The sequence below is a fragment of the Chryseobacterium luquanense genome, assembly GCF_026460945.1.
Lineage (GTDB): Bacteria > Bacteroidota > Bacteroidia > Flavobacteriales > Weeksellaceae > Chryseobacterium > Chryseobacterium luquanense.
On record NZ_JAOVZV010000018.1, the window covers coordinates 26,280 to 46,652 of the forward strand.

17 protein-coding genes and 1 other RNA gene are annotated in these 20,373 nt (G+C 34.5%); 8 read left to right on the top strand and 10 right to left on the bottom strand.

Annotated features, from left to right (window positions below; genetic code table 11):
• Window positions 1–3: 3 nt before the first annotated feature.
• The gene (locus OEA66_RS15595; protein WP_267282260.1) at window positions 4–474 is read left to right on the top strand and encodes a DUF6452 family protein; all 471 of its coding nucleotides are present in this window, start codon (window positions 4–6) and stop codon (window positions 472–474) included.
• A complete protein-coding gene (locus OEA66_RS15600) occupies window positions 440–1,102 on the top strand; it encodes a DUF6048 family protein (protein ID WP_267282261.1) in 663 nt (220 codons plus the stop codon). The genes OEA66_RS15595 and OEA66_RS15600 overlap by 35 nt, the downstream gene beginning before the upstream one ends.
• 32 nt (window positions 1,103–1,134) lie before the next feature.
• Here OEA66_RS15600 and OEA66_RS15605 read toward each other — a convergent pair whose 3' ends face one another.
• Window positions 1,135–1,581 carry a hypothetical protein gene (locus OEA66_RS15605; RefSeq protein ID WP_267282262.1) on the bottom strand — a complete coding sequence of 149 codons (447 nt, stop codon included), beginning with the start codon at window positions 1,579–1,581 and terminating at the stop codon, window positions 1,135–1,137.
• A gap of 145 nt (window positions 1,582–1,726) precedes the next feature.
• Between OEA66_RS15605 and OEA66_RS15610 the strand changes: the two genes are divergently transcribed.
• Together OEA66_RS15610 and OEA66_RS15615 are read left to right on the top strand one after the other, a co-directional pair.
• Window positions 1,727–3,742: a M43 family zinc metalloprotease gene (locus OEA66_RS15610; protein WP_267282263.1), complete on the top strand. Its 2,016-nt coding sequence runs from the start codon at window positions 1,727–1,729 to the stop codon at window positions 3,740–3,742.
• Between the two features lie 307 nt (window positions 3,743–4,049).
• Entirely contained in the window at window positions 4,050–7,697 is a 3,648-nt protein-coding gene (locus OEA66_RS15615; protein ID WP_267282264.1) for a fibronectin type III domain-containing protein, read from the top strand.
• Window positions 7,698–7,817: 120 nt separating this feature from the next.
• Here OEA66_RS15615 and coaE read toward each other — a convergent pair whose 3' ends face one another.
• From coaE to ruvB, 3 genes are read right to left on the bottom strand one after another with little or no spacing between them, the layout of a single operon-like run.
• Window positions 7,818–8,453 carry a dephospho-CoA kinase gene (gene coaE / locus OEA66_RS15620; protein WP_267282265.1) on the bottom strand — a complete coding sequence of 212 codons (636 nt, stop codon included), beginning with the start codon at window positions 8,451–8,453 and terminating at the stop codon, window positions 7,818–7,820.
• 7 nt (window positions 8,454–8,460) lie between these two features.
• A complete protein-coding gene (locus OEA66_RS15625; protein ID WP_267282266.1) occupies window positions 8,461–9,327 on the bottom strand; it encodes an MBL fold metallo-hydrolase in 867 nt (288 codons plus the stop codon).
• Window positions 9,328–9,383: 56 nt separating this feature from the next.
• The gene (gene ruvB / locus OEA66_RS15630; RefSeq protein WP_267282267.1) at window positions 9,384–10,406 is read right to left on the bottom strand and encodes a Holliday junction branch migration DNA helicase RuvB; all 1,023 of its coding nucleotides are present in this window, start codon (window positions 10,404–10,406) and stop codon (window positions 9,384–9,386) included.
• Window positions 10,407–10,572: 166 nt separating this feature from the next.
• Here ruvB and hutI point away from each other — a divergent pair, with 166 nt between their 5' ends.
• From hutI to OEA66_RS15650, 4 genes are all read left to right on the top strand, one after another.
• Complete coding sequence (gene hutI, locus OEA66_RS15635) at window positions 10,573–11,799, top strand: imidazolonepropionase (RefSeq protein WP_267282357.1); 1,227 nt, start codon at window positions 10,573–10,575, stop codon at window positions 11,797–11,799.
• A 1-nt stretch (window position 11,800) separates the two neighbouring features.
• Entirely contained in the window at window positions 11,801–12,907 is a 1,107-nt protein-coding gene (locus OEA66_RS15640) for a DUF695 domain-containing protein (RefSeq protein ID WP_267282268.1), read from the top strand.
• Window positions 12,908–12,912: 5 nt separating this feature from the next.
• Window positions 12,913–13,827: a formimidoylglutamase gene (hutG, locus tag OEA66_RS15645; RefSeq protein WP_267282269.1), complete on the top strand. Its 915-nt coding sequence runs from the start codon at window positions 12,913–12,915 to the stop codon at window positions 13,825–13,827.
• Window positions 13,828–14,061: 234 nt separating this feature from the next.
• Window positions 14,062–15,354: an aldehyde dehydrogenase family protein gene (locus OEA66_RS15650; RefSeq protein WP_267282270.1), complete on the top strand. Its 1,293-nt coding sequence runs from the start codon at window positions 14,062–14,064 to the stop codon at window positions 15,352–15,354.
• A gap of 54 nt (window positions 15,355–15,408) precedes the next feature.
• Here the strand turns inward: OEA66_RS15650 and pyk are convergent, their stop codons facing one another.
• The 6 genes from pyk to ssrA all read right to left on the bottom strand — a co-directional run bounded on the left by pyk (window position 15,409) and on the right by ssrA (window position 20,253).
• On the bottom strand, window positions 15,409–16,854 hold the full coding sequence (gene pyk, locus OEA66_RS15655) for a pyruvate kinase (RefSeq protein WP_267282271.1): 1,446 nt from the start codon (window positions 16,852–16,854) through the stop codon (window positions 15,409–15,411).
• Complete coding sequence (locus tag OEA66_RS15660; RefSeq protein WP_267282272.1) at window positions 16,847–17,320, bottom strand: IPExxxVDY family protein; 474 nt, start codon at window positions 17,318–17,320, stop codon at window positions 16,847–16,849. Before OEA66_RS15660 ends, pyk begins: the two co-directional genes overlap by 8 nt.
• The gene (gene rnc / locus OEA66_RS15665; protein WP_267282273.1) at window positions 17,298–18,062 is read right to left on the bottom strand and encodes a ribonuclease III; all 765 of its coding nucleotides are present in this window, start codon (window positions 18,060–18,062) and stop codon (window positions 17,298–17,300) included. The genes OEA66_RS15660 and rnc overlap by 23 nt, the downstream gene beginning before the upstream one ends.
• A gap of 10 nt (window positions 18,063–18,072) precedes the next feature.
• Window positions 18,073–19,317 carry a beta-ketoacyl-ACP synthase II gene (gene fabF / locus OEA66_RS15670; protein ID WP_267282274.1) on the bottom strand — a complete coding sequence of 415 codons (1,245 nt, stop codon included), beginning with the start codon at window positions 19,315–19,317 and terminating at the stop codon, window positions 18,073–18,075.
• 29 nt (window positions 19,318–19,346) lie between these two features.
• Entirely contained in the window at window positions 19,347–19,586 is a 240-nt protein-coding gene (locus OEA66_RS15675; protein WP_002976354.1) for an acyl carrier protein, read from the bottom strand.
• Window positions 19,587–19,853: 267 nt separating this feature from the next.
• Window positions 19,854–20,253: a transfer-messenger RNA gene (ssrA, locus tag OEA66_RS15680) on the bottom strand.
• Between the last annotated feature and the right edge of the window lie 120 nt (window positions 20,254–20,373).

A 20,373-nucleotide genomic window follows, 5' to 3' on the forward strand; every position in this document is an offset into this window, starting at 1 on the left:
ATTATGAAATACTTAAAATTCATCCTACTCTTTTTTGCTTTATCGTCGATCATTTCCTGTGGAGGTGATGATGATATTTGCGACAGCGGTGAAGGTACGCCGAGAATAAAAATTATGTTTAAAAAGCAAAATAAGATTGCAGAAGTGGATTCTATCAGAGTATATGCCGATCTTGGTACCAATATGATAGATTTGGGCTGGAAAACTGCGGTGGATTCTGTATTTGTTCCATTACGTGTTGATGATTCTGCTTTTACCGACCTTTATGTGAAAACTACAACTCAGGAAGATTCTACGAGAGTTCGGGTAAATTATACAACTAAGTCAATATATGTATCTCCAGGATGTGGTGTAAAAAGAAACTACGAAAATGTAAATTCGGTATTATCAACGCCAAACTCTTTGAAAAGTGTAGAACAGGGGCAAAATTTTATAGAAAATGAAGACAAGACTAATTTATTCTTTAATTTTTAGTGTTTTCGGTTTGCTGATTTTTTCTGCACAGGAAAAAGATGAAGCTGAGAAACCAAAATGGAAATACGAACCCAATTTCATGGTGGGTGTTGATGTTTTGAATGCTGGAGTTTCGTTTTTTTCGGACAGACAAATGTTTCAGGGATTTATTTCATCAAGAATTAAAGATAATTTTCACGGAATCATCGAAGCTGGTTTTGATAAAAATATTTACCAAAATAACGGATACGATGCTGAAGCAAGCGGACCTTTCGTGAAAATCGGTGCCTTTTATATGTTGGCAAGAGATCGTGAAAATGATTTTAACGGATTTTATGGAGGCGGAAAAGTTGCTGGTGCATTTTATACTCAGGAATACATGGCAATTCCGGTAAGAGGATATGCAGGAAACAGTTCATCCGTTTCAATGCCTTCGTCTTCGCAATCTTCATTTTGGCTGGAAGGAACTTTAGGTGGAAGAGTACAATTATTTGAATCTAATTTTTACATCGATGTGAGTGTGCAGCCGAGATATTTGGTTGTTGCCGGAAAGCAAGATGAAGTGGTACCCATGATTGTTCCGGGTTTTGGAAAAAGCTCTAATAAATTTACAATGGGTTTTGCCTGGAATATAGCGTATAAATTTTAAACAGATATTTTAAAATAAAAAAGAGCAGGTTTTTACTTGCTCTTTTTCGTTTCTATCAATTTCTGAATTTCATCATAAAGGTTTTTCAATTCCACAGGAGGATTTCCTGAATCAAAAGCTGAAGATTGATATTCGGTGTTATTTTTAGTGATAGTTATAATTGAAGCAAGTGCAGCATCACTATATCGTTTGGTAGACGGTGCTTCTAATTTTGAAATTTTTTCAAGTTTTATTTTATCTGCGAAATCTGTAGTTTTAGACCAGTCATTTTGAGAAATTTCCTTATTATTAATAATTGCATTAATAGATGACTCTAATTTTCCATTTGATAGTGTGAAAACTCTGTTTGTGCCTCTGGTTCTTTCGGATAAAGAGATTTTTTCAATCATGGAAATTGATTTTTCAGAAAAAACAGCTTTTGATTTGCAACTTAATATGGTTAATAATGATATTGTTGCTGTTATGATAAAATATTTCATAATGATTTGTTTTTCAATAATTGGTAAATGTAGATGCGTTGTTATAATGTAGGCAAAGTAATGTTTTTTTTTAAATAAAATTAATACAATATTAATGTAATTGTAATTTATATTATATTTGCCAAAGATTTAAATTAATTTTAAAATGAAGAAATTTACAGTTTCAAAATTAATTTTGCTGTTTTCTATAGTTTTTGCTGCAACTTTCAGTGCACAGAAGTTCGAAAACAGTAAATTGGTTTTTGGTAAAGCTTATACAATGGATGAGCTTAAGGATGCGAATGGGGTAATGCGTTGTGCTACTACAGGATATGAGAAATATCTGCAGGCAATGTATCCTGATAGAATGACAGATTCTCAATTTGAAGCATGGATTAATCCTTTAATTGAAAATGCAAAACAAAACAAATCTCAAAACGGAGGGATTATTACCATACCGGTAGTTGTACACGTTATACATGCGGGGCAGGCTTATGGCGTGGCTCCAAATATTACAGATACTCAAGTTCAATCTCAGATAACTGTAATGAATAATGATTACAGGAAAGCATCTGGCACTCCGGGATTCAATACCAATCCTGTAGGTGCAGATATAATGATACAATTTGCTTTGGCAAAAGTAGATCCAAACGGAAATCCTACAAATGGTATCGATAGAGTTAATCTATGTTATACAAGTTGGACACAAGCGGGAGTTAATTCTTATGTGAAACCAAGAACAATTTGGGATCCTACCAGATATATGAATATGTGGAGTGTTCAATTTGGAGGTTCTAGTTCTACGCTCTTAGGATATGCACAGTTTCCTTCAAATTCAGGATTGGCAGGTCTAAATACAAGTGGTGGTCTTGCAACTACTGATGGTGTAGTAGCAAATTATTCTACATTTGGAAGTTCTGATTATGATGATGGTACTTTTATTTTGGGAGCTCCTTATGATAAAGGAAGAACAATGACTCATGAGGTGGGTCACTTTTTAGGATTAAGACATATTTGGGGCGATGCTACTTGTGGAACAGATTACTGTGCAGATACTCCTACAGCACATACGGCAAATTATACATGTAATGAATTTATCGCAAGCTGTGATAATGCAAGCGTATTTGAGATGGTTCAAAATTATATGGACTATACAAACGATACTTGTATGAATATCTTTACAGTAAATCAAAAAGACAGAATTACTGCTGTAATGAACAATTCTCCAAGAAGACTCGAGCTGAAAACATCAACGGCAGATATTGCAATCCCTCTTTTTGCAAATGACGGAGAAGTAAAATTAGAAACAAATTGTACAACAACTGCAAATTCTACATGTAGTGGAACTGCTGCTTCTACAACTAAAATTTCTTTATACAACAGAGGAACAAGTACAATGACCTCAGCGGTCATTACTTATGGGGTCGGTACTAATACTCAGAGCTATACTTGGTCTGGAAGTTTAGCACCAAATCGTTACGCATTGATTGATTTGTCAGTTCCAGGTACAATGCCTTCTGGTAATATGACGATTACAGTTACTACTGTAAATGGTGTAGCTGACCAAAGAGCAAGTAACAGTTCTTTAACAACTTATTTTGTAGGGTCTGGTGCGGTACCAGCAGTTCAAGGTACTTATGCATTTAATTTGCAAAGAGATATTTATGGTTCTGAAACTACTTGGAATTTGAAAAACAGCGCAGGGACTATTGTTTATAGTGGTGCTGCTACTGCAGATACTTCTACTCTTCCAGTAGTTTATACTCAAAACTGGAATTTAACTCCTGGCTGTTATACTTTTACAATTAATGATTCTGAATCTGATGGAATTTACGAATATGGTGGATATTATAATTTGAAAGATTCTGCAGGAAATATTGTTTTTCAAGGAAGCTCGTTCTTTGATATTCAAACAAGAGCTGTAAATGTTACTGTTTTAGCTACAGGTGAAACTAAACTTGAAAGCTTCGCTATTTATCCAAACCCAGCTACTGATGTTTTAAATATAACTAAAGTTTCTAACAAAGCTAAATTTGAAATTCATAATGCTGTTGGACAAATTGTAAAAGCTGGTGAAATTAACAACAACCAAGTTAAAGTATCTGAATTGGTGAGAGGTACATATATTATTACAATTAATGATAAAGGTGTATCTGAAAGCGTGAAATTTATTAAGAAATAATAATTTCTTTTATATACTAATGAATCCTCAAGTAAAACTTGAGGATTTTTTTATTATGTAAGTATAAAGCCGTTTTTAATGAAGTAATAATAAAAAAAAATCTAATCATTTGTTGGAAATAACAAAAAATGATTAGATTTGTATTTAATATAAAATAATTTAGCCTATGAAGAAATTCTTTACATTTTTCTATTTTTCAAATCTCAATAATCTTTCGAAGCAATAAATGTTTCATGGATTTAAATAATTAATCCTAATTTATTTATGTATAACTTTCAAATCTTAATAGATTTAAATAATTAATAATATGAAGAAGATTTTACTACTTTTTTCATTAATACTGGCCTTTTTTACAAGTGCTCAGGTAAACTATTCGCAAGATTGGACGGCAACTGGCCTTAGTAACTGGACTAGTACTTCTTCAGTATTTACTAGAAATGCTACTGCAGGTCAAATTTGTGGTACTACTGGCGGAACAATTAGAGGTAACAGATACAGTGGAAATGCTGGAGATTTCACGTCTCCTAACATTCCGGGTAATAATCAAGGTCTTGTAACAATGTCCTTTGATTATAAAATAACAGATTGGTCGGCGGGAACTGTTGCAACTCCTGCAGCAACTATCGGTACAATAGCTGTACAATATTCAAACAACGTAGGAGGACCATGGGTTACTGCATATACTGTTAACTCTACAAATCACGTTACCGCTAATACATGTGTAACAAGAACTGTAACATTTAGTCCTTTAGCAGGTAATTTGTTTGTAAGATTTTATGTTACTTCAGGTACAAATGATAGCTACTACTATTTTGATAATGTTGTAATGACTCAGGGGGCAGCACCTTCTTGTTTAGCTCCGTATAATATTGCTTTGGTGAATGTAACAGCAACTAATGCAAATATTTCTTGGACAGCTCCTACACCAGCACCGGCAAACGGTTATGATGTTTATTACAATACGACAGGTATTGCTCCTGTAGCAGGTACAGTATTAAATGCTACCAATTCTGTACAGAGTACTACAACAACTGCGACTATCTCAGGTTTAACACCTATAACAACATATTATGTATGGGTTAGAGCAAAATGTAGTTCTACAGATTTAAGTACATGGACACCAATGCAGTCGTTTATGACTTTATGTGTGCCTGTATCTGTTCTTCCTTGGACAGAAAATTTCGATTCTATGACTACTTTAGGAGCGGGAATTTTGCCTCCTTGTTGGAAAAATGTAACTGGAACAAGTGCGTGGACATCTTCAAATGCTGCTTTCTCTACCACATCTCCAGGTCCTAGATCTACACCAAACTATGTAAGAATTCAATATGGTAATACCAATGCAAGTCAACTATGGACTCCTGGTTTTGCATTAACTGCTGGAGTTAACTATGAATTTTCATTCTACTATCATACTGGTGGAACAGGTACTAGTCTTATTGGATACACCGGTAATGTCTTGGTGAATACTTCGCAATCTACTGCTGGAGCAACTAACTTAGGAGCTTACATTACTGCAACACAAGGTACAAGTGCTTATACTCAATATAAAGTATATTATACGCCAACAACTTCTGGAACATATAATTTTGGTGTAAATACTTCATCAAATTTCACACCGTGGTATTTGGGTGTTGATGACTTTAAATTAAGAATCGCACCTACTTGTCTAGATCCACAAGGATTTAGTGTAGCAAATGTTACAACATCAAGTGCTACTGTACAGTGGACAGTACCAACACCTGCACCAGCTGGTGGATATGATATTTATTATACAACTTCAAGTGCTATTCCTGCACCGGGTGTTACTCCTCAATATACTGGAGTTACAGGACCTACGCAATTAATAAATGGTTTAGCAGCTAGTACAACTTATTATATTTGGATTAGAGCAAGGTGTAGCAGTACGGATATTGGCGATTGGACGGGACCACTTTCTATATACACAAATTATTGCGTTCCTACAGGTGGCTCATCTTCGACAACATATTATCTGAAAAATATTACAACGACAAATGGTTTTACTAATCTTAATTATGCAGCAACTACATATAGTGCTTATGTAAATAATTCTGCTACTAGTTTCTCTGTATTGCCAGGAAATTCTGTAGATGTTACCATGAATGGTGGAAGTACAAGCAGCTACTATTATATCTGGATAGATTGGAATAACGATATGGTATTCACTCCTGGTACAGGTCCAGGTGGTGAAGAAGTTTATTGGTCGGGTGGATATGTGCCAAATGGATCGACAACAATTAGTTCTGTAGGACGTCCTGCAGGATCGTATAGAGCAAGATTTGCAACATCGTGGTCAGGTACACTTACTCCTTGTGGGGCTGCAAATTATGGTAACTATGTAGATTTTACATTTATCATTAAACCATGTTCTACTGTGGCACCTACAAATGTTACTGTAAATACAATTACTCATAATTCAGCGGTGGTAAACTGGACAGCTTCTCCGGATAACCTAAACTATAGAGTATATTGGAAAGAGTTAACTTCTGCAACTTGGACAAATTCATCAGTAATTTTGGCACCACCAACAACAAGTTATACTATTAATACAGGTCTACAACCTGCTACAAATTATGAAGTAAAGGTTGTTGCAATTTGTAATGGTACTGAAGGAACAGCTCCTTCGATTCCGTTTGTTACAAAATGTGATCCGGCACCGCCAACTGTTACAATAAGTAATATTACTCCAAATTCTGCTGTAGTAACTTGGAATCCTTTAGTTGCAAGTGCTGTATATACAATTAGATGGAGAAAAGTTGGTTCAGGTGTAGCAGGATGGCAATCACCTCCAGCTCCTGGAACTCCACAACCTCCATTAAATAGCTATACCATTACTGGTTTAGATTCATTTGAAAATTATGAAGTACAAGTAAGTACTACTTGTGTTGGAGCTAGCGTTGCAAATCCATGGTCTAATCCGGAAGTGTTTACAACAATAAGAGTTTGTGAAATACCACCTCCAGGATTAACGATTACACAACTTACACCAACAACTGCGGAAGTTATTTGGGATGCATATACTGGTGCAGGTGCTACTAACAGCTATGTTTTAAGATATAGAAAAGTAGGTATACCAAGTTGGACGACTGTGAATGTAAATACTAATACTTATACTATTACAGGATTATTAGAATTAACAAAATATGAAATGCAGGTAGCAAATGTTTGTACTGGTACATCAGGTAACTTTACTCCTCTCTATTACTTTACAACACCTACTGTAGTGTATTGTCAGATGGGATCTACAAATTTCGCTAGTGAGTTCATTTCAAAGGTTACCGTAACACCTACAGGAAAACCTCAAATGGCTAACACAACAGCAGGATCTCAATATTCTGATTATACAGGTACACCTACGAAATTCATTGAAATGATTCAAGGATCAACAGGTAACCAAATTGTTGTTGATAAAAAATTAGGTTCAGGAGTAAAAGGAGGTGTTGCAGTTTGGATTGACTTTAACAGAAACGGAACTTTCGATTTAAATGAAAGAATCCTTGCTGATGGTCCAAATGAAAGTACTACAGCTAGTGCTACATTCAATGTACCGGCAGATGCTTTTGTGAGTATGACGGATTATAAATATGTTGTCATGAGAGTTGCAATGTCTAAAGATGCTATTCCTGTAAACTGTACAAGTTTTGCTAACGGTGAAGTTGAAGATTACACAGTAAGAATATCTAAACTTCCTGTAGCGAATGCTCTTAATCAAACAGACATAATGATTTATCCTAACCCGGTAAAATCAACATTGAATGTTAAGAATATCAGCAAAAAAGCTAATTACAAGATTTATAGTGCATCTGGTCAGCTAATCTCAAGCGGAATAATCTTAAACAATAAGATTGATGTAAGCAGATTGATCAACGGTGTCTATATGATCGACATTGATGATGTTCAGGGCACAGCTCAGAAGAAATTCATTAAAGAATAATTAAATTTTTTTAATAGAATAAGCTCTCAGAAATGAGAGCTTATTTTTTTTGTATTAAATCTAATTGAATAATTAATTTAATCAACAAAAACTCCCGCTAAATTATTAACGGGAGTTTTGTTATTCTATATCAAAAATGACTTTTTCAGTTTGATCTTTTAAGTCATCCAAATTGGTATTGTTGTAAATAACACAATCTGCCAATTTGATTTTATCTTTTTCAGGTAATTGCTTTTCCATAACAGATTGTACTTCTCTGTACGTTTTTCTGTCGCGATCCATTACTCTTTTAATTCTGATATTATCTTCCGCAGTAACTAAAATCGAACGATAACATTGCAGATGTAGTTTTAATTCAAACAGTAAAGCAGTCTCTTTAAAAACTAAATATTTCTTTTGCTTTTTCACCCAATCTTCAAAATCAATCCGAACTGCAGGATGAATAATTTCATTTAATTTTTGAAGTAATTCTTTATCATTAAAAACTTTCTCAGAAACAAATTTCCTGTTATAAAGCCCATTTTGATCATATGCTTCATTTCCTAAAAGTTCCGTGATTTTTAGTTTTAAATCGTCGTTGTCATTCACAATTTCCTTTGCTCGATCATCTGAATAATAAACTGGAAATCCACAGTCTTCAATAAATTTTGCAACGGTAGTTTTACCGGAGCCGATTCCACCGGTCAAACCAATTATTTTGGATGTCGATAAGGGATCGGGTTCTGCTTTTTTAGCTTCTGAATGTAATTCTTCCATAATTCAATTAATATCCAAAAACATCATTAAAACTAAAAGTCTCATCCAAGCGAACTCCTTTTTCTGTCATTTTTAAACTTGCCAATTCGTGATGCGCATCATGTTCAAAAAATAAGAGATAATCATTTTCTACGCACTGTTTTAAAAACTTAGCTTTTTCTTCAATTGTCAACAAAGGTCTTGTATCGTATCCCATTACATAAACCTGCGGAATATGACCAGAGGTAGGAATTAAATCTGCCGCAAAAACAATCGTTTTTTCCTGATATTGAATGACAGGAAGCATTTGCTTTTCCGTATGTCCATCAACAAAAATCACATCCATCTTCAGGTCCGGAGCAAATCCATAATTTCCATTTGCAGGAAGTGGTAAAAAGTTCAATTGTCCGCTTTCCTGAATAGGAAGAATATTTTCCTTTAAAAAGCTTGCTTTTTCTCTTGCATTAGGCTCAGTTGCCCAGTGCCAGTGATTTTCATTCGTCCAAAATTGTGCATTTTTAAAAGCAGGTCTGTATCCGGATTTATCATCATTCCATTCAATAGCGCCACCGCAATGATCAAAGTGAAGATGAGTTAAGAAAACATCGGTAATATCTTCTTTTACGAAACCATATTTTTTTAGATTTTTATCTAAATTATCATCTCCCCAAAGCGAATAATGACCGAAAAATTTATCATCCTGTTTGTTTCCAAGACCGCAATCAATTAAAATTAATTTTTTGCCGTCCTCCACAAGAAGAGAGCGTGTTCCCAGTTCGATTAGATTTCTCTCGTCTGCAGGATTGGTCTTCTCCCACAAACTCTTTGGGACGACTCCGAACATTGCTCCGCCATCGAGCTTAAATTTTCCACATTGTATTGGATATAATTTCATATATATTATGTTTTTATTTTCTTATTTAAATTTTAAGTAGTGCTTTAAGCACTGCACTAAAATAATTCTCCCGGATTTTTCGGTCTCGAAATATTCAAATGTTTATAGGCTTTATCCGTCACCTCTCTTCCTCTCGGAGTTCTGATAATAAATCCTTCCTGAATCAAAAACGGTTCATAAACTTCCTCTAAAGTTTCAGGGTTTTCAGCGATGGAAGTTGCCAAAGCTGAAATGCCGACAGGTTTCCCTTTAAAGTTTTCAATCATTACACGCATGATCTTATTATCCATTTCATCCAAACCAAATTCGTCTACATTTAATGAATTTAAAGCATATTTTGTAATCTCAATTTCAATTTCTCCGTTTCCTTTAATCTCAGCAAAATCGCGAACTCTTCTTAAAAGTGCATTCGCAATTCTCGGTGTTCCACGGCTTCTTCTTGCAATTTCAATCGCTGCATCTTCATAAATTTTTACACCCAAAACTCTTGAACTTCGGATAATAATCATTGATAAAAGTTCAATTGTATAATATTCCAATCTGCTTTGAATACCGAATCTTGCCAGCATTGGTTTTGTTAGCATTCCGCTTCGGGTTGTTGCTCCAACCAATGTAAAAGGATTCAACCCAATCTGAACACTTCTCGCATTCGGACCGCTTTCCAGCATAATATCGATTTTATAATCTTCCATTGCCGAATAAAGATATTCTTCAACTACGGGAGAAAGACGGTGAATTTCATCAATAAAAAGCACATCGTTTTCCTCAAGATTAGTAAGTAAACCGGCTAAACTTCCCGGTTTGTCTAAAACTGGGCCGGAAGTAATTTTACAACCTACTCCAAGTTCATTGGCGATAATATTGGCTAAAGTTGTCTTTCCCAAACCTGGAGGACCGTGTAAAAGTACATGGTCGAGTGCACCGCCACGCTTTTTGGCAGCAGTGACGAAAACTTCAAGATTTTCTAAAGTTTTTCTTTGTCCTGCGAAATCTTTAAAGCTCTGCGGTCGAATCTGCTCTTCCTGCATGAGCTCTTCATTGGAGTAATTGTCTTTATCTGGATGTAAAAAATCAGGCATTAATTCAGTTTCATTTACCGTAAAGATAGCAATTTTAGGTTTAGGCAGAGACTGGGATTGACGAAAAATTCAGGATTTGAATACAACAGATATTTTGAGTATTTTTGAGAGAGAAAATTTTAGAGTTGAGGTTTTTAGCCTCAACCTTAACCTCAACCCTTATTTAATGAAACTAATTGGTCCTTTCAAGCAGGTCGTAACACTTGCCAATCTTCCTTTAAGAGGAAAACTTTTTGACGAACAACTTGAAATTATTGTTGATGGCGGAATTTTAATTCAGAATGAAAAAATTCAGAAAGTTGGAAATTTTGAAGTATTAAAATCAGAAAATCAATATATTGAAATCGAAGCGATTGAAGGCGAACAAATCGTTCTTCCTGCTTTTGTAGATTCTCATACCCACATTTGTTTTGGTGGAAATCGGGCGAACGATTTTGCGATGCGAAATGCAGGGAAAACCTATCTTGAAATCGCTGAAAGTGGAGGAGGAATCTGGAGTTCTGTTCAACATACAAGAAATGCTTCAGAAGAAGAACTATTAAGAACTTTATTGGAAAGAATAAATTTATTGATTTCTCTCGGAATTACAACGATTGAAGTGAAAAGCGGGTATGGTTTAGATGTTGAAAATGAACTGAAAATGCTTCGGATCATTAAAAAAGCTCAGGAACAAACAAAAGCGACATTAGTTCCTACTTGTCTTTCAGCCCACTTAAAACCACGAGATTTTGAAGGAAACAATGAAGAATATTTACAATATATTTTGACCGAAATTTTACCTAAAGTAAAAGAAGAAAACTTGGCAAAACGTGTTGATATTTTTATTGAAAAATCGGCATTTCAACCTGAAGAAAGTAAAGGTTTCTTACTTAAAACTAAAGAGCTAGGTTTTGAAATTACGGTTCATGCGGATCAATTTACAGCGGGAAGTTCAAGAATCGCAGTGGAAGTTGGTGCAAAATCTGCGGATCATTTAGAAGCAACAATTGATGAAGATATTGAGTTTTTAGCAAAATCAGATACCGTTGCAACAGCTTTACCAGGCGCTAGTTTAGGATTGGGAGAAAAGTTTACTCCAGCAAGAAAATTATTAGATGCAGGAGCAATTTTAGCCATCGCAAGCGATTGGAATCCCGGTTCTGCACCAATGGGAAATTTGATTACACAAGCTTCTATTTTAGCAACATTTGAAAAATTAACAACCGCAGAAGTTTTAGCGGGAATTACTTTCCGTTCAGCTTTTGCATTAGCTTTAGAAGACAGAGGAAAATTGGAACAAGGTTTGAAAGCAGATTTTGTAACTTATACAACCAATAATTTCCAGAATATTCTTTACAATCAAGGAGGTTTGATTGCGGAGAATGTTTATATTGATGGAAAGAAAATAAAATAAGATGGGAATTTTCGATAAAGTTTTTGGTAAAAAAGAAGAGCATAAGGAAAACGAAATTAAAAATTATAAAGATTTTTGGGATTGGTTTTTAACCAAAGAAAAAGATTTTTTTCAAGTAATTAAAAACCATAAAAATATAGAGACCGACTTTTTTGAGATACTTTCACCCAAACTGAAACAACTTAATGAAGGTTATTATTTTCTTTGTGGAATGAGCGAAGATGCTATAGCCGAATTAATTATTACTGCAGACGGAGATATTAAAAATATTGTTTTTGCAGAGGAGATTATTGCAGAAGCACCAAAACTTGCGCAGTGGAAATTCACGGCACTTAAGCCTGAAATGAATCTCGACCACGGAATCAAAATGGGTGAAAGAGATTTCTCTCAAGATAATATTTATTTTTATTCAAATGAAATTGATGGCTATCCTGATGAAATTGATATTACATTTGTGTATGAAGGCTTAACTGAAGAAAACAAAAGCGATTGCGTCACGGGTGTATGTATTTTTCTTGATAATTTTTTAGGTGAACTGAATTTTGCAACTCAAATCGATACCTTTAATATCGTGGGTAAAGATGATGCAGAGAAAGAACTTGTTCCCATTTCTAAGCTGAAAGATTTTTTATTATGGAGGGAAAGAGAATTTATTGAGAAATATAAAAACCTCAAAGATATTGGTGATGATGATGCTTACACAGTTTTGGAAGCTGTTTTGACTAACGGATCACCATTGATTGCTACGGTGAATACAACTGCACTAAAGTATGATGCTAAAACCTCTTATCCATGGATTTCTGTTCTGAAAATTGAATATGATGGAAACGAAAACAGTGGACTTCCCGAAAGCAAAGAGTACGAAAAACTAGACAGTATAGAAGATGAAGCTTATCAAAATTTTAAGAATGATGGCGGAACTGTTTACATCGGGAGAGAAAGTGCAGATAATACCAGAGAAGTTTATTTTGCGAGCAAAGACTTTAGGAAGCCATCAAAAGTTTTACAAAACCTAATAAAAAATTATCCTGAATATAAAATGACACTCGAAATTTATAAAGACAAATATTGGCAGAGTTTTGAACGTTATAATGTAAATCAAAATTAAATAAAATGATTTGGCAAGGAAGATTAGACGGTGATGAATTATTGCATCACAGAATATTTCAAAGAGTAAAAGAAGAAAATAATTACGATTCTATTTCAACGAACGATTTCGTTTTACACGGATTTGCCGTTGATGAAGGCGTTCGAAGAAATAAAGGAAGACTGGGTGCGAAAGATGCACCTGATATTATCAGAAAAAATATGTCGAACTTTCCTGTAATTCGTCCCGATTTTTCTATTCTTGATTTCGGAAATATTACTTGTGATGATGCAAACCTAGAAAAAACGCAAAATGAATTAGCAAAAAATGTTTCTAAAGTTTTGTTAAAAGGCGGAAAGTCCTTGGTTCTTGGTGGTGGTCATGAAGTTACGTTTGGTCATTATCGTGGAGTGCGAACTGCTTTTCCTGAAAAAAAAATCGGAATTATTAATTTTGATGCACATTTCGATAACAGACAACCGGAAAATGGAGTAGGAGCAAGTTCAGGAACTGGTTTTTGGCAGATTGCTCAGGAAGGAGAGATTAATTCCTTGCATATCGGAATTCAAAGAAATTCAAATACATTGAAACTTTTTGATACTGCGCATCAATTCGGGATGAAATATATTTTGGCAGATGAATTGTTTTTCGAAAATCTTCCATCGGTTTATGAAAGAGTAAACGAACTTGCAGATTCAGTTGATATTCTTTACATGACAATTTGTATGGATGTTTTTAATGCTTCGATTGCTCCGGGAGTTTCCGCTTCTGCCTATAATGGAATTTTTGCCGATGCAGCTTTTATGCATTTATACAGACATATTTTAAGAAACGATAAGTTAGTCGCATTGGATATTGCAGAAGTGAATCCATATTTTGACATTCAGGATCGTACAGCAAGATTGGCTGGAAATCTGGCAAATGAATGGTTTATGATTTAGAATTTTTCTTTACATGATTTAGTAAATTACGCAGATTTTATCACTATAAGATTTTCTTAATCTCCTGAATCATTGAGAAATATATCTATTATATTAATTTAGCCAAAATAAATAAATTACATAGAATTTATCATTAATTAAATATGGTATAAGGAACATTTTTTGTTGCCTTAATAATGCTTTATCCAAAAGCAGAAGATTCTGTTCTGAATCTTTAAACATGGAAAATTTAACATGGAAAACTTAATAGAAAACAAGCTGTTAAAAGCTGACCAGACTTTTCAGGAATGGAAAAAAGTTCCCTTTGAAGAAAAGCAAAAACTCATTGCAAAAGCTGCAGAAATTTTTAAATCTCAATCTGAAAATTTTGGCGAAATGATTACCAATGAAATGAATAAACCCATTTCACAATCCATTTCGGAAGTTGAGAAATCTGCTTTAATGATGAATTATTATGCTAAAGCTGAGAATGTTTTAAGTGCGGAAAAAATTGAGTCTGAATACAGCATTTCAGAAATTCATTATGTTCCTAAAGGTGTTATATTAGGGGTAATGCCTTGGAATTTCCCTTTTTGGCAGGTTTTAAGATTTGCAACTCCTGCAATTTTGGCTGGAAATACAGTTGTTTTAAAACACGCTTCCATTTGTTTCGGAAGTGGAAATGCCATTGAAAAAGTTTTTATTGAAGCAGGTTTCCCTGAAGGCGTTTTCCAAAATCTTGAAATCGGACATCAAGAAGTTCAAGAGGTTTTAGAACATAAAACCGTAAAAGGCGTAAGTCTTACCGGAAGTGAAAAAGCAGGAGCAGAAGTTGCTGCAACTGCGGGGAAAAACATTAAAAAATCTCTGCTCGAATTAGGCGGAAGTGATGCATTCATCGTTTTGAATGATGCAGATTTAGATGAAGCTGCAAAAGTAGGTGCTTTGGCAAGACTTCAAAATTGCGGACAAACGTGTGTTGCGGCCAAAAGATTTATTATCCAAAGGGATATTGAGTTTGATTTTCTTCCAAAATTTATTGAAGAATACAAAAAATATGTTCCCGGAAATCCGAAATTGAAAGAAACAAAATTGAGCGGAATGGCAAGACCAGATTTAGCAGATGATTTGGAAAAACAATATCAGAAAGCTTTGGATCATGGTGCAGAAGCAATTATTCCGCTGGAAAGAATTTCTAAAAATGAATTTAATCCTGGATTGATTAGAGTAGAAGAAGGAAATCCTATTTTACAGGAAGAATTATTCGGTCCGTTAGGAATGATTATGATTGCTGAAAATGACGATGATGCTCTAGAAATTGCAAATAATATTCCTTTTGGTTTGTCTAATGCAGTATGGACAAAAAGTAAGGAACGTCAACAATTTTTCATTGATAATCTAGAATCCGGAACAGTGAATATCAACAGAATGACGAGCTCTGATCCACGTTTTCCGTTTGGTGGTACAAAGTCTTCAGGCTATGGAACTGAGCTTTCTTTATTGGCTTTAAAGGAGTTTGTTACAGCGAAAACTATTTTAGGAAAATAGACATAAAAAAACTCCCGACAAAATCGGGAGTTTTCATTTATATCAAAGACAATATTAAATCGTTGTTAATCTCAAAGTATTTGTTTTTCCACCTTCGTAAGATGGTGTTGCATTGATATTGATTACAAAATCTCCGCTTTCAATATAACCGTGATTGTGCGTTAACATATTTACCTGAATGATGGTTTCGTCAGTTGGCTTATTCATGTCATAGTAATAAGCACGAACTCCCCAAAGTAAATTCAACATCGTAATTACTTTCTTGTTTCCACTGTAAACAATGATGTGAGAATTTGGTCTGTGAGCCGATAATTGGAAAGCTGTATATCCAGAACTTGTCAAAGTAACAATTGCTGAAACATTGGTGCTTTTTGCAATTCTTACAGCCGCAAGACAAACTCTATTGGTGATAAACCTTTCGTCGATACAATTGTAATCTTTCTCGATTGGTTCGTTTTTATTTTGGTAAAAACTCGTCATTTCGATATTTTTTACAATTTTCGCCATATTTTCAACAACTTGAATAGGATATCTACCTACAGAAGTTTCACCTGAAAGCATTACTGCATCAGCTCCATCCAATACAGAGTTTGCAACGTCATTTACTTCCGCTCTTGTTGGCGTTAAACTGCTAATCATTGTCTCCATCATCTGAGTAGCAATAATTACAGGTTTTGAGAAGAATCTTGCTCTTTCAACCAAGTTTTTCTGAATCGCCGGAACTTCTTCCATTGGAACTTCAACTCCTAGATCTCCACGAGCAACCATTAATCCATCACATTCCAATAAAATCTGATCAATATTTTTTACACCTTCCGGTTTTTCAATTTTCGCAATAATTGGAGTTTTAAACTTGCCATTTGGATGCTTAGCAATTAACTCTTTTAGATCAATAATATCCTGTGCATGACGAACGAAAGAAAGTGCGATCCAGTCTACTTCCATATCCAACATAAAGTTGGCGTCCTGAATATCTTTTTCAGTCAAAGCCGGAAGAGAAACGTTTGTATTAGGAAGATTAACTCCTTTTTTAGAACTTAAAGGTCCGCCCTGAATAGTTTTAGCTTTTACAGTATCAATTTGGTTGGTCTCAAGAACCTCCAACATTAGTTTACCATCATCAATAAGTATTCTTTCACCTACTTTCACATCCTGAGGAAACTGCTGATAAGTCATATAAACTTTCGTAGAATCTCCTTCGATCTTTTCGTTGGTAAACGTAAGAATGTCTCCAGGATTCAGGTAAGAACCTTCTTTTACAACTCCAACTCTCAATTTTGGCCCCTGTAAATCTCCTAAAATACTTACTGAATAACCATATTCCTTATTAAGGTCTCTGATGATTTCTATATTCGAACGAACTAAATCGTAATCTGCGTGAGAAAAATTGATTCTAAAAACGTCAACACCCGCTCTCATCAATCCTAACATTACCTCCTTCGATGATGAAGCAGGCCCAAGTGTTGCGATAATTTTTGTCTTCTTTAAATACTTATTCATAATACTGTATTATTTGATAAAGTTCTTCTTCAGAACTTAGATTGTAATCTTGAATTGGAAACGCAAGATTTTCAGCCAGCAAAATTACGGAAAAATCAGGAAATTGTTCCGAACTATGCAGAATATATTCTACATCTGGATGATTATTTAATAAAAACTTAATGTTTTCTTCTTCTGTGAAGAGTTCAGTTTGTAATTTTTTTTGATTACTTTCTGAACATTTGTTGGAGATAAATGTAAAACAGGTTTTGGTATGCTTGTGATAAGCTTCAAACCTTGGGAAACAAAAATCATAATAAATCCCGTTATAAACAAGATCTGTAATTCTTGAAAATTTTAAATCGTTCTTTTGATTAATTTTAAAAAAAAACTCGTGATCTGGTATATGTTTGACTAATCTTACCAAAGCGATGGCAATATCTTCAAATTCTATATCGTCAAGATCATAAAGTTTTTGGATTTCCAAGTATATTTTCTTTTTTGTTTAAAATATAAAATGCTCTTTGTGCAGCTTTCTCTTCTGCTTTTTTCTTCGAAGTTTCTGTGGCGTTTGAAATTTTCTCTGTTCCCAACCAAACATGGCATCGGAAAACGACCGATTTATTTACCTGAATTTCTTCGCAGGTTTCGTATTTTATATTCAGTTTCTTTTTCTGGCTCCATTCCAACAAAAGACCTTTGTAGCTTACAATTTTATTTTCAAGCTTATTGATTTCTGTTGGCGTAAGTAGTCTCTCCAAAACGATTCTTTTGCAAGTTTCGTATTGAAAATCTAAATAAACTGCACCAACGAGTGCTTCAAAGAGATTCCCTGAAATGTTTTCTCCCAAAGCAACAGCATGATTGTTTTTTTGTAAAAGACCGGTAAGCTTTAAATCTTCTCCTAATTTGTTGAGATTTTTCCTATTTACAATCTTCGATTTCATCTGAGTCATATATCCTTCATTAGCTTTAGGATAAGTTTGAAACAAATGGCACGAAATAATTGTACCCAAAACTGAGTCTCCTAAAAATTCAAGCCTTTCGTAATTGCTTTCCTGATTTTTAGAAGAGGTTTTAATTGAAAAAGCTTCACGGTAAAAATTGACATTCTGAACCTCAGTACCTAAAATTTTATTTAGTTCTGTACTCAGGAAATAGTCTCTTTCCGTAAGTTGTCTTTTTCTTTTTTTGAGAAGGAATTTAGAAAAGTATTTCTGTAACTCCATTCAGTAATAATTAGATTTTCTTAAACAGAACGCAAGCATTGTGCCCACCAAATCCAAAAGTATTACTCATGGCAACTTTTACATCTTTTTTTGCAGCGGTGTTAAATGTGAAATTTAATCTGCTGTCGATGTTCTCATCATCAGTAAAATGGTTGATTGTAGGAGGAACAATACCATGAATAATAGTTCCTATAGCAGCAATTGCTTCAATAACTCCGGCTGCACCCAAAAGGTGACCGGTCATTGATTTTGTAGAATTAATCTGAATGTCATAAGCGTGCTCACCCAATAATTTTGAAATTGCGCTAGATTCTGCAATGTCTCCTAATGGAGTAGACGTACCATGCATATTGATATGGTCTACATCATTAGTAGTTAATCCAGCATCTTCCAGACAATTTTTCATTACTAAATAAGCTCCTAAACCTTCAGGATGTGGTGCTGTCATGTGATGTGCATCTGCACTCATACCGCCACCTAATAATTCTGCATAGATTGTTGCACCACGCTTCACAGCGTGTTCGTACTCTTCAAGGATGATACAACCAGCTCCTTCACCTAAAACAAATCCGTCTCGGTCTTTGTCAAAAGGTCTTGATGCAGTTGTAGGATCATCGTTTCTTGTAGAAAGTGCCATCATTGCATTAAATCCACCAACACCACTTGCCGTAACGGCAGCTTCAGAACCTCCACAAACGATTACGTCTGCTTTACCTAACTGAATAAGCATTTTAGAATCAATTAATGCATTTGCTGATGAAGCACAGGCAGAAACTGTAGTATAATTGGGACCATGGAAACCATATTCGATAGAAATATGCCCCGGTGTAATGTCCGCAATCATTTTAGGAATAAAGAAAGGGTTAAATCTTGGGATGTCTGTATTCGCCCAACCCAAAACTTCAGTTTCGAAAGTTTCTAAACCACCAATTCCTGATCCCCAAATCACTCCGACTCTGTTTTTATCAACATTATCTTCCATGATTTTTGAATGACTGACTGCTTCTCTAGCAGCAACCATTCCAAGCTGAGTGTTTCTATCCATTTTCTTAGCTTCTTTCTTATCGAAATGGTCTAATGGATTGAAGTTTTTCACCTCGCAAGCGAATCTTGTTTTGAAGTTTGTGGCATCAAAAAGAGTAATAGGAGCGGCTCCGCTCTCGCCTTTCACAAGACTTTCCCAGTATTCATTCGCATTATTACCGACCGGTGTTATTGCGCCAAAACCAGTTACAACTACTCTTTTTAATTCCATAAACTTTTAAAATTTTCTGTTGAAGAATATTATTTATTTACTACTTCTTCTATATAAGCGATAGCGTGCCCTACAGTAGTAATTTTTTCAGCTTGGTCATCAGGGATTTGAATGTTAAATTCTTTTTCAAATTCCATGATAAGTTCAACTGTATCCAGAGAGTCTGCTCCTAAATCATTTGTGAAGCTAGCCTCAGGAGTTACTTCTGTTTCTTCAACGTCAAGCTTATCAGCGATGATAGCTTTTACTCTTGATGCAATGTCTGACATAGTAAATTATTTTTTTTAATTGTTAGATGGTGCAAATATATAAAATTCTTTACGATAAAACATTTTTTTAATCTTTTTTGTGGGCAGAGTAATGATAATTTCTCGTATTTTGAGATAGTCTTTTCGTAATCAGGACTTTATATTTTGCTAATTTTAATATATATTTATTGTAGCATGATAAGAAGCTATTTTAATACTGTACAAAAACAAAAAGAGAAAATGTAATTATTTAAATTTCAATAATTTACAAATTCTCTTTAGTTTAAAAAGTGGAGTTGGAGGGATTCGAACCCTCGTCCAAACAAGCAATACATAAGATTTCTACATGCTTATTTTGCTATTGGTTTTCGAACTTAAGCAGAGAGCAAACACCCAACTTAAATCTTAGCTTCTGAGTTTTTCGAGTTTTGGTCAAAGCTCCCAAAACCTTATTTCTGCATTACTATATCTCAGAATCAAACGCCGCAAAACAGAGCATTTGTGAGACATCTTGCTTCCTTACTATCTTCGGGAAAGCGCTTGAAATCTTACTTTATTCGGATTAAGCTGCAAGAGCGAACTCTTCGTTGCCAGTTAAAATTTTGTAGCAAGGGATTTAAGAGATCGCGCTACGGTTCTCTGCATGCTTACTTACCCATTGACCTTGCTGTCGAAACCAGTCAACCCCATGTTAAAGTAAATACAAAGATACTACTTTTGTTTAAATTCTATTAACATTGCTTCTTGTTTTTTAATTTAGATTTATTTTTAGGAGCTTATTCCCGCTGTCCACTGTATCTTTTTTGCA